Raw genomic sequence first — 9,220 nt, forward strand, 5'->3', positions numbered from 1 at the left:
GTACTGTTTTCGTAGAGCGTACGGGAATCGAACCCGTGATTCATCCGTGAAAGGGATGCGTCTTAACCCCTTGACCAACGCTCCATTTGTTTTTGGGAGTGCAAAAATAGGGGGCGGCTGGTATCCCTCAAAATTTTTTAAGGAATTTATTTTTTTCACCTGATAAATATATACTTTTTTGTTTAGGCCGGATGCGAATCATTGATTTGATTTCTATCAATTCTTTTCAAATTATTGCCATAACATAAATACAAAATGGATAGTTGGCTACAATGTTTTAATTTTGCAGCGATTTATCTTTTTTATCATTTAAATACAAGTAAAAATGAGTACAGTTAAAGTTGCCATTAATGGTTTTGGACGAATTGGTCGGTTGGTATATCGCCAAATTTTTAACATGGAAGGTATTGATGTGGTTGCTATAAACGATTTAACCAGTCCGAAAGTACTGGCTCATCTTTTAAAATATGACAGTGCACAAGGCAGATTTGATGCCACAGTTACTGCTACCGAAAGTTCCATTATAGTAAATGGGCATGAAGTTAAAATCTATGCACATCGCGATCCGGCACAAATTCCCTGGGGCAGCCATCAGGTAGATGTAGTGATTGAATCTACCGGATTTTTTACCGATAAAGCAAAAGCAGAAGCACATTTAACTGCCGGTGCCAAAAGAGTGGTTATTTCAGCTCCCGCCACCGGCGATTTAAAAACTGTGGTGTTTAATGTAAACCACAATATTTTGGATGGTTCTGAAACCATTATTTCCTGTGCATCCTGCACCACCAACTGCTTAGCGCCTATGGCCAAAGCATTAAATGATGCATTTACCATTGAAGCAGGAAGTATGACTACAATTCATGCCTATACCAACGATCAAAATACTTTAGATGCTCCCCATCCTAAAGGTGATTTGAGAAGAGCCCGTGCAGCCGCTGCTAATATCGTTCCCAACAGCACCGGCGCTGCAAAAGCCATTGGTTTGGTGTTGCCTGAATTAAAAGGTAAATTAGATGGTGGTGCACAACGTGTTCCTGTTATTACAGGTTCATTAACTGAATTGTCTGCTATTCTTGCTAAAAAAACTTCAGTTGAAGAAATTAATGCAGTAATGAAAGCAGCCAGCAACGAAAGTTTTGGTTACAATGAAGATGAAATTGTTAGTAGCGATATTGTTGGAATGCACTACGGTTCATTATTCGATGCCACTCAAACAAAAGTAATTACCGTTGGCGATAAACAATTGGTAAAAGTGGTAAGCTGGTACGATAATGAAATGAGCTACGTATCTCAATTGGTACGTACCGTTCATTATTTTGCAGGTTTAATTAAAAAATAAAGAAATGCCGGTGTATGCCGGCATTTTTAATATACAATGTAATAGAGGTAAAGCTTATTTTACTGCAAGCTTCTATTCTAATTAAAAAAAATTATGAGCAAATTTTCTAATTTTAACTTCAATAGGCATAAAGCATTAATTCGGGTTGATTTTAATGTGCCTTTAGATGCCAATTATCAAATTACGGATGATAATCGCATGAAAGCTACCATTCCTACCATCCAAAAAATTTTGAAAGATGGGGGTAGTGTTATTTTAATGAGTCATTTTGGAAGGCCAAAAGATGGCCCGTCTGAAAAATATTCTTTAAAACATTTGGTAGCACATTTATCGGTTTTATTAAATGGAACTTCTGTTCAATTTGCAGATGATTGCATTGGTGCACTAGCCTTTGCAAAAGCAGCGGCATTAAAGCCCGGCGAAGTTTTGTTGTTAGAAAACCTTCGTTTCTATAAAGAGGAAGAATTAGGCGATAAAGCCTTTGCCGAAAAATTGTCAGAATTAGGAGATGTATATGTAAACGATGCTTTTGGAACAGCGCATCGGGCACATGCTTCTACCGCAGTGATAGCGCAGTTTTTTCCAAAAGATAGAAAAATGTTTGGGTTATTGATGGAAGCAGAAGTGGCCAGTGCCGAAAAAATCATGCACCAGTCTGAAAAACCCTTTGTTGCCATTATTGGCGGCGCCAAAGTATCTGATAAAATTTTAATTATCGAAAACCTTTTAAAAAGAGCAACCGATATTATTATAGGCGGTGGAATGGCTTATACTTTTATGAAAGCAAAAGGTGGCAATATTGGCAATTCATTGTGCGAAGATGATCGGATTTCAACTGCTAAAGAATTATTAATAGAGGCTGAGAAACAGGGGGTATGTATTCACTTACCCGGCGATAGTATCATAGCCAATAAATTTGCTGCCGATGCAGAAACTTCTGCAGCTCCTTCTAACAATATACCCGATGGATGGATGGGGTTAGATATTGGCCCCGAAGCATGCGAGCAGTTTGCCAATGTAATACAAGCTGCAAAAACCATTTTATGGAACGGGCCTATGGGCGTTTTTGAAATGGCTAAATTTCAACACGGAACTAAAGCCATTGCGGTTGCCGTTGCCGCCGCTACACAAAAAGGCGCTTTTAGTTTAGTAGGAGGGGGCGATAGCGTTGCAGCAGTAAACCAGTTTGGCTTTGCAGATAAAGTAAGTTATGTTAGTACCGGTGGTGGCGCTATGCTTGAATATTTTGAAGGAAAAGAATTGCCCGGTATTGCTGCAATCAACAACTAAAATAATAAGTATGAATACATGTTTAACCACCCGAAAAGGGTGGTTTTTTTGCGTCATTTCGTCTGAAATTATTTTTTAGGCATATATTTTGAAAATGTAGCTCATTAATTACCAACAAACAATTATCTTACAAGCAATTTGGTGTGGAGTGAAAAATTAAATTTCAATCATCAATGTACTAATTAAAAAATAATTTAATTTAAATATTTTTTACAAATCAATAAACCAGCGTATATGAACACAAAAACCCTTACTTTAATTGTAATTGCTGCAATCATTCTTTTATTAGGTGGTTGCGGCTGTAATGGCTATAACGGATTGGTACAGGGCGAACAGGCCGTAAAACAATCGTGGAGTAATGTAGAAACCAACTATCAACGCAGAACCGACCTGTATAATAGTGTTATTAAAACAATTGAAGGATCAGCAAATTTCGAAAAATCTACTTTAAAAGAGGTAATTGATGCACGTGCTAGGGCTACCAGCGTAAATGTAGATATTAACGATCCGCAAAGCTTGCAAAAATTTCAGCAGGCACAGGGTCAGTTACAAGGTGCATTCAGCCGTTTAATGGCTGTTGCCGAAGCGTATCCTAATTTAAAAACCACACAGGCATTCCAGGATTTTCAAGCACAAATAGAAGGTACCGAAAACAGAATCAATGTAGCCAGAAGAGATTATAATGCAGCAGTAAATGCATACAATTTAAAAGTGCGCACTTTCCCGAATAATATTTTTGCAGGTATTTTTCATTTTACTGAAAAGCCCTATTATCAGGCAGATTCTGGAACAGAAAAAGCACCGGAAATTCAGTTTAATATAAAATAATACATAATACAGATGGGTATCTTCTCCAAAAAAAAGCCGGTTGATTTTTTTTCGATGGAAGAAAAAAACCAGATTGTTGCAGCCATTCAAAAAACAGAACTGGTTACCAGTGGTGAAATTCGAGTATATATTGAAAATACATGCTTCAATAGCAACCCGGTTGATAGGGCAAAGGAGTTATTTACCCAATTAAACATGTATAATACCCGGGAAAGTAACGGGGTATTGGTGTATGTTGCTGTAAAAAGCAGAAAACTGGCTGTTTTTGGCGATGAAGGCATACATGCAAAAGTTGGACAAAATTTTTGGGAAGATGCTGTTCAGAAAATGATCAGTCATTTTAATGCGCAACATTTTGCAGAAGGCATTGCAACAATTGTAATGCAAATAGGCGATGCCCTTCAAACACATTTCCCCTTTAATCAACAAACCGATTCCAACGAGTTACCCGATGATATTGTTTTTGGTGATTAGTTTCATTTAATGCAATATAACAGCCAATGGCGCAGGATACTATTCAATGAAAAAACTAATACTGATAAGCATTTTACTGTTGCAAACATTTTTTTGTTTGGCGCAGGATATTTTACCCAAACCCAATCCACCCAGATTGGTGAATGATTATGCCGGCGTACTGTCTGCCGAACAGAATGCAGCACTTGAACAAAAGTTAGTGGCATTAGATGATTCTACATCCAACCAAATTGCCATTGTTCTGGTAAAAACTTTAAATGGTTACGATGTGGCCGATTATGCCAACAAGCTGTTTCGGGCATGGGGTATTGGAAATAAAAAAACCAATAATGGTATTTTAATATTAGCTGCCATTGATGACAGAAAAGTATGGATTGAAATTGGTTATGGCCTGGAAGGTGCCATTCCCGATGCCACTACTTCTCAAATTTATAGAGATGAAATTGTGCCGGCATTTCGCAATAAAGACTATTATACCGGATTAAATAATGCAGTAGATGATTTGGCTAAAGCCGCTGTTGGTGAATATAAAGTGGCCCGAAAACAAGACAAGCCCACCGGTAGTGGTGCCATTATATTCATTATTTTATTATTGATTGTTTTTTTCATATTGCGCAGGGGCGGTGGAGGCGGAGGTGGTGGTGGCTTAATTGCACCCATTTTATTATCGGGTATGTTAAACAATAGAAGTAGTGGTAGTTGGGGTGGCAGTGGCGGCGGTTTTGGTGGTTTTGGAGGTGGTAGTAGCGGCGGTGGCGGTGCAGGAGGTGGATGGTAAATTTTTTACATGCATTATGGTTGCATGTTAATGTTTTTGGATTAAATTATATACAACTGAATTTTACTGTTATGTAAACCCCTATTTTTGAAATATAAAACAATTACTATAATACAAAAATTATGAAACATCTATTTTTAGGATTCTTTCTTTCAACCGGTATTATTGCAGTTTCTGGTCAAATGGTAAAAGTGCAACCCGGTACTGCATTTAAAACTGTTACGGATATTAAAGTAAATACCAATCTTAATTTTGCGGGTCAGGATATTGAAACAACCACCAATGCAGTTACAACAGCTTTAGATACTATTAAAGCAGTTACTGCAGATGGCTATACTTATTCTGCCACAATGAAGCATATTAAAGGGGAAGTAAAAGTGATGGGGCAGGATCAAACTTTTGATTCAGATGATGAAAATTTAAGAAATAATCCTCAAATGGCCGATTTATTTAAAGCATTAAACAAACCCAATAATATTGAGATTAAAAATGGCAAGATGATTACTCAGTCACAAAAATTAGATGCTATTATAAAAATGGGTGGTGCAGATGATCAGGCTAAGTATGTATTAGCACTTCAACCCACCGATATCAAAGAAGGATTTAGCTGGACTGATTCAACTGTATCCGATTCTTCTTCTAAAATTGTGAGCAATGCTACCATTAAACAGGTGAGTGATAATGCAGTTGTTGTTGAAATGCATGCCAATATCACTTTAAAAGAAAATATCAATAGAAATGGTATGGATATTGTACAAAACCTTAACGGGAAAGCTATTGCAACCCGAACATATAACAAAGCCAACGGGCTGTTAATCAACGAAACAAGTAATGTTGATTTAACCGGTACTATGGAAATGATGGGCCAATCTGCACCCATTACATCAAAAGGATTAATTGTAACTACCGTTCAATAATTGAGGATGTATCCCTGCATCTAATTTTTTATAAAAAATATTGTTGTCCGACTAAAATTGTAAAATAATGGTTCAAACCCTTTACAGAACCATATTTCAGCCGATTTCAAAAGATGGGGTACTCCCTCCAATTTTGAAACAATCATTTTTTAGCCTGTAATTCTTTATAGCAAAGAATTACAGCGATTTTTAAGTTAAGTTTTGCCGGACAATAATGATAAAAAATCAATAGTTCCATAAAAAATGCTGCACTAAAACAATAGTTGCGGCATTTTTTGTAAGATGCGATACAATGTATTTTATTGGTTTCCTTCCTTTAGTTTTTCTGTAATATAATTGGCAAGATTCAATTGACCCATCGATTGTTTTTTTGATTTTAATTCATTTAAAAACAAGTTGATGAATGGATCGGTTTGTTCATGATAGGCCAGTGGAATATCTTTCTTAAATTGTATAATATAATCAATGCCTTTTCTAAATTGGGTACTATCTGATATTTTTGACAGAAATACAGTAAAGTCAGGTAATATCTCAAATTTTTCCTGGCCAACCGGTAATTGGCTAAAGTTATATGCTACATAATCAAAATTATCTGCATCTCCATAATGAATAAAGGTATTTACAATGGCTGAGAGTAAATGGCCTTTTGCAGTTACTTTACTTAATTGTAATGCTTGTTTAAAAGCTTCTACACTATCAATTTTACTTAATGCACTTAATGCAGCTCCGGCAACTGAGTAAGATGAATCTTGTAAAGCATCTACAAAAAAGTTTTTATAGTCTTTATTTTTTAATTTTCCCAATACATCAATAGCACTTGCCCTTACTAATTTTTTAGGATCAGCTTTTGCTAATTTTTCAATTTTATCAATAGTTGGCTGATGCAGGCTCTGATTGGTAGTGTTAAAAATATTTAATGCATTAATTCTTATTCTAAAAAAGGGATCATACAAAGCATTTTCTACCAAGGTATAGCCCAAAACATCATCTAAATGATTACTTCCATAAACCACTGCTTCTCGTTTGTCTAAAAAGTTTTGTGCATGATTATATTGATAAAAAAATTCTGATACTGTTTTATGGTCTGTTTTCTGTGCCAATAATATCTTATCTGCATCTACATTCACTAAATTTGGTTTTTCCGATACTTTAAAATAAAAGGTATCCACCCTGTTTTCGGCACAAACCTGATACCGTTGTCTGTTTTCACCGGTATAAATATCAATGGCAAAAGGAAGCTTAAAAATTTTACCCGAAATTTGTTTTTGTTGTACAATTACTTTTTCCAACTGGGCTTTTTCATCATAGATATAACTTATGTCTAAAACAGGATGCCCACTTCCAAAATACCACTGATTAAAAAACCAGTTTAAATCTTTTCCTGTTACAGCTTCAAAGGCAAGTCTTAATTTAACAGCGCTGCCATTGCCGAATTTATTGTTGTTTAAATAAAGATTGAGTGAATGAAAAAAAGCACTGTCGCCAACATAATTTTTCAACATATGTAAAATTCTCCCACCTTTATTATAGCTAACGGCATCAAACATATCTTCCCTGTTCTGATAATAGAAACGAACCAAATCTTTATTGTCAGTATTACTTAAAAAATAATCATTCATATCTTTCCAATTCTGATAATCACCAGCCTCTTTTCCATATTTATAGGTATCCCAAAGTACTTCACTATAATTGGCAAAACTTTCATTTACGGTTAGGTTACTCCAGCTTTCGCAGGTAACCAAATCGCCAAACCAGTGATGAAATAATTCATGTGCAATGGTTTCTTCCCAAATATTTTCATCAGTCAATTGCCTTGCATCCTGCTGTGCACTTTCCTGGTGCAGCACAGCAGTGGTGTTTTCCATAGCGCCGCTTACATAATCACGGCCTACAATTTGCGCATATTTTTGCCAGGGAAAATCAATTCCAAGTATATTCGAATAAAACTGAATCATTTCAGGTGTATGCCCAAAAATTTTTCTTGCAACTTTTTCGTATGGCTTTTCAACATAGTATGATACCTCTTTGCCTCTATAACTGTCTTTCACTATGGCATAGTCACCAACGCCAATAAAAAACAGATAAGGGCTATGCGGTAAATCCATTAGCCAGGTATCTGTTCGGGTATTGTTGTTGTTTTTTTGTTGTTTAATTAGTTTTCCGTTTGAAAGGGTAACATATTTATCTGGCACTGTTAATATAAACTCATCCGTACATTTTTGATCCGGTTTATCAATAGTAGGAATCCATACTGAATTAGATTCTGTTTCGCCCTGCGTCCATATTTGGGTGGGTTTGTTTTTATCCTTTCCCAAGGGGTTTATAAAATACAAACCTTTTGCATCGGTAATTGCAGCACTTCCTTCTCCTTTATATTCATTAGGCTTAGCTGTATATTGAATGTATATGGTATATTTTTCGTTTTGGGTATAAGTTCTGTCTAACTGAATTTTCAGTTGCATACTATCATACCGGTATTGCAGCGGAATAAGTTTGCCATTTTTATCTATGGCAACTTTGTCAATATTCATGCCTTTCGCATCTAAGGTTAATGAATCGGTTGGATAGAAGTGGGGTTTTAAGGTTACCCATTCTTTACCATTTAAATAACTGTGCTGATAATCGAATGAAGCTTCCAGTTTTGTATGCACCAAATCATTGATTTTGGTGGCAAATCCTCTGTAAATGGTTTGCCAGTCATTTTTATTTTGCGAAAATGCAGTGGAATGTACGATAATAAGTAAAACAATAAAAACTTTTTTCATGTGATTTTTTTGATTGAATGTTTAACTTTGATTTACCCAAATGAAAATGAACCATATTATTAATCGGTATGGTTTAATAAAGGGCAATAAAGATAATACGAGCAAAGGCAGAATTGGTTAAAGAAACCCAAAAAACATAAAAAAATTTTACGTGATTTAACCGATGGTATAAAGCTTCATTTTTTCTGTTAGATTTGTATAAACTTTTCCGGCTCATGTTTTATAAGAAAAATTACCTGCAATTATTTTTGATTGTAATAGGTTTATTCATGTTCCATGCGGTGGGGTATGCTCAGAATTATCATTTTATCTACTTGCAGTCAGCCAACCGACAGTCATACAGTGTTCATATCAATCAGCAGGATTGGACATCTACTTCCGGTGGCTATTTGATTATACCTAAATTAATGCCCGGCACGCATCAGATGCAATTACAATGGCAACAAGATCCTAATCTGATATTAAATTTTGCAATTCCGGTTACTGATCAGGATGCAGGGTTTTCAATTACCAAAAGTGAAACGGGTAACTGGCAATTGAATGGGTTAAGCAATGAATTGGTCATTGCTGCTAATATGCCGGTTGCAGAAACTGCTCTGCCGGTGCAAGAAGAAAAAGTTGCCCGTTCGGTTACTGCGGTTGCTACTCAAACCAATACTCCCAATAAAGACAGTGTTGTACAAGTTGTAAACAATAAAAGCAGCAACATTGCAGAGCAGATGAATACTGGTATTATGCCACCGGCTGTTAAAACAGCATCCAAACAACAAAAGATGCCGGCATCCAATCGAAGCAGTTCCGTTTCAAAAACTTTTGAAAAAATGGGTGC

8 protein-coding genes and 1 tRNA gene (1 of these 9 running past the window's edge) are annotated in these 9,220 nt (G+C 35.9%); 7 read left to right on the forward strand and 2 right to left on the reverse strand.

Annotated elements, in window-relative coordinates:
* Window positions 1-12: 12 nt before the first annotated feature.
* Window positions 13-84, reverse strand: a tRNA-Glu gene (locus AC3QLY_RS08115).
* 241 nt (window positions 85-325) lie between these two features.
* Here AC3QLY_RS08115 and gap point away from each other — a divergent pair.
* The 6 genes from gap to AC3QLY_RS08145 all read left to right on the forward strand — a co-directional run bounded on the left by gap (window position 326) and on the right by AC3QLY_RS08145 (window position 5,626).
* Window positions 326-1,339 (forward strand): type I glyceraldehyde-3-phosphate dehydrogenase, encoded by a 1,014-nt coding sequence (gap, locus tag AC3QLY_RS08120; protein WP_074418403.1) that lies wholly within the window; start codon window positions 326-328, stop codon window positions 1,337-1,339.
* A gap of 93 nt (window positions 1,340-1,432) precedes the next feature.
* Window positions 1,433-2,629: a phosphoglycerate kinase gene (locus tag AC3QLY_RS08125; protein ID WP_074418404.1), complete on the forward strand. Its 1,197-nt coding sequence runs from the start codon at window positions 1,433-1,435 to the stop codon at window positions 2,627-2,629.
* Window positions 2,630-2,863: 234 nt separating this feature from the next.
* Complete coding sequence (locus tag AC3QLY_RS08130) at window positions 2,864-3,457, forward strand: LemA family protein (RefSeq protein WP_074418405.1); 594 nt, start codon at window positions 2,864-2,866, stop codon at window positions 3,455-3,457.
* Window positions 3,458-3,469: 12 nt separating this feature from the next.
* On the forward strand, window positions 3,470-3,931 hold the full coding sequence (locus AC3QLY_RS08135) for a TPM domain-containing protein (protein WP_074419291.1): 462 nt from the start codon (window positions 3,470-3,472) through the stop codon (window positions 3,929-3,931).
* Window positions 3,932-3,977: 46 nt separating this feature from the next.
* Entirely contained in the window at window positions 3,978-4,709 is a 732-nt protein-coding gene (locus AC3QLY_RS08140; RefSeq protein WP_074419290.1) for a TPM domain-containing protein, read from the forward strand.
* 122 nt (window positions 4,710-4,831) lie between these two features.
* On the forward strand, window positions 4,832-5,626 hold the full coding sequence (locus AC3QLY_RS08145; RefSeq protein ID WP_074419289.1) for a DUF6263 family protein: 795 nt from the start codon (window positions 4,832-4,834) through the stop codon (window positions 5,624-5,626).
* 299 nt (window positions 5,627-5,925) lie between these two features.
* Here AC3QLY_RS08145 and AC3QLY_RS08150 read toward each other — a convergent pair whose 3' ends face one another.
* Window positions 5,926-8,391 carry a M1 family aminopeptidase gene (locus tag AC3QLY_RS08150; protein WP_492989609.1) on the reverse strand — a complete coding sequence of 822 codons (2,466 nt, stop codon included), beginning with the start codon at window positions 8,389-8,391 and terminating at the stop codon, window positions 5,926-5,928.
* Window positions 8,392-8,606: 215 nt separating this feature from the next.
* Between AC3QLY_RS08150 and AC3QLY_RS08155 the strand changes: the two genes are divergently transcribed.
* Window positions 8,607-9,220 carry the 5' portion of a DUF4476 domain-containing protein gene (locus AC3QLY_RS08155; RefSeq protein ID WP_074419287.1) on the forward strand. It continues 520 nt past the right edge of the window, so 614 of the gene's 1,134 nt are visible here — the first part of the coding sequence; the start codon lies at window positions 8,607-8,609; its stop codon lies beyond the right edge, outside the window.

The organism is Hydrotalea sp. GW822-HT8A01 (assembly GCF_058798575.1).

Bases quoted from the DNA above. Each gene is read 5' to 3' on its own strand.
- AC3QLY_RS08125 (WP_074418404.1), top strand. From the start codon at position 1,433: ATGAGCAAATTTTCTAATTTTAACTTCAATAGGCATAAAGCATTAATT.
- AC3QLY_RS08140 (WP_074419290.1), top strand. From the start codon at position 3,978: ATGAAAAAACTAATACTGATAAGCATTTTACTGTTGCAAACATTTTTT.
- AC3QLY_RS08135 (WP_074419291.1), top strand. From the start codon at position 3,470: ATGGGTATCTTCTCCAAAAAAAAGCCGGTTGATTTTTTTTCGATGGAA.
- AC3QLY_RS08130 (WP_074418405.1), top strand. From the start codon at position 2,864: ATGAACACAAAAACCCTTACTTTAATTGTAATTGCTGCAATCATTCTT.
- gap (WP_074418403.1), top strand. From the start codon at position 326: ATGAGTACAGTTAAAGTTGCCATTAATGGTTTTGGACGAATTGGTCGG.
- AC3QLY_RS08145 (WP_074419289.1), top strand. From the start codon at position 4,832: ATGAAACATCTATTTTTAGGATTCTTTCTTTCAACCGGTATTATTGCA.
- AC3QLY_RS08150 (WP_492989609.1), bottom strand. From the start codon at position 8,391: ATGAAAAAAGTTTTTATTGTTTTACTTATTATCGTACATTCCACTGCA.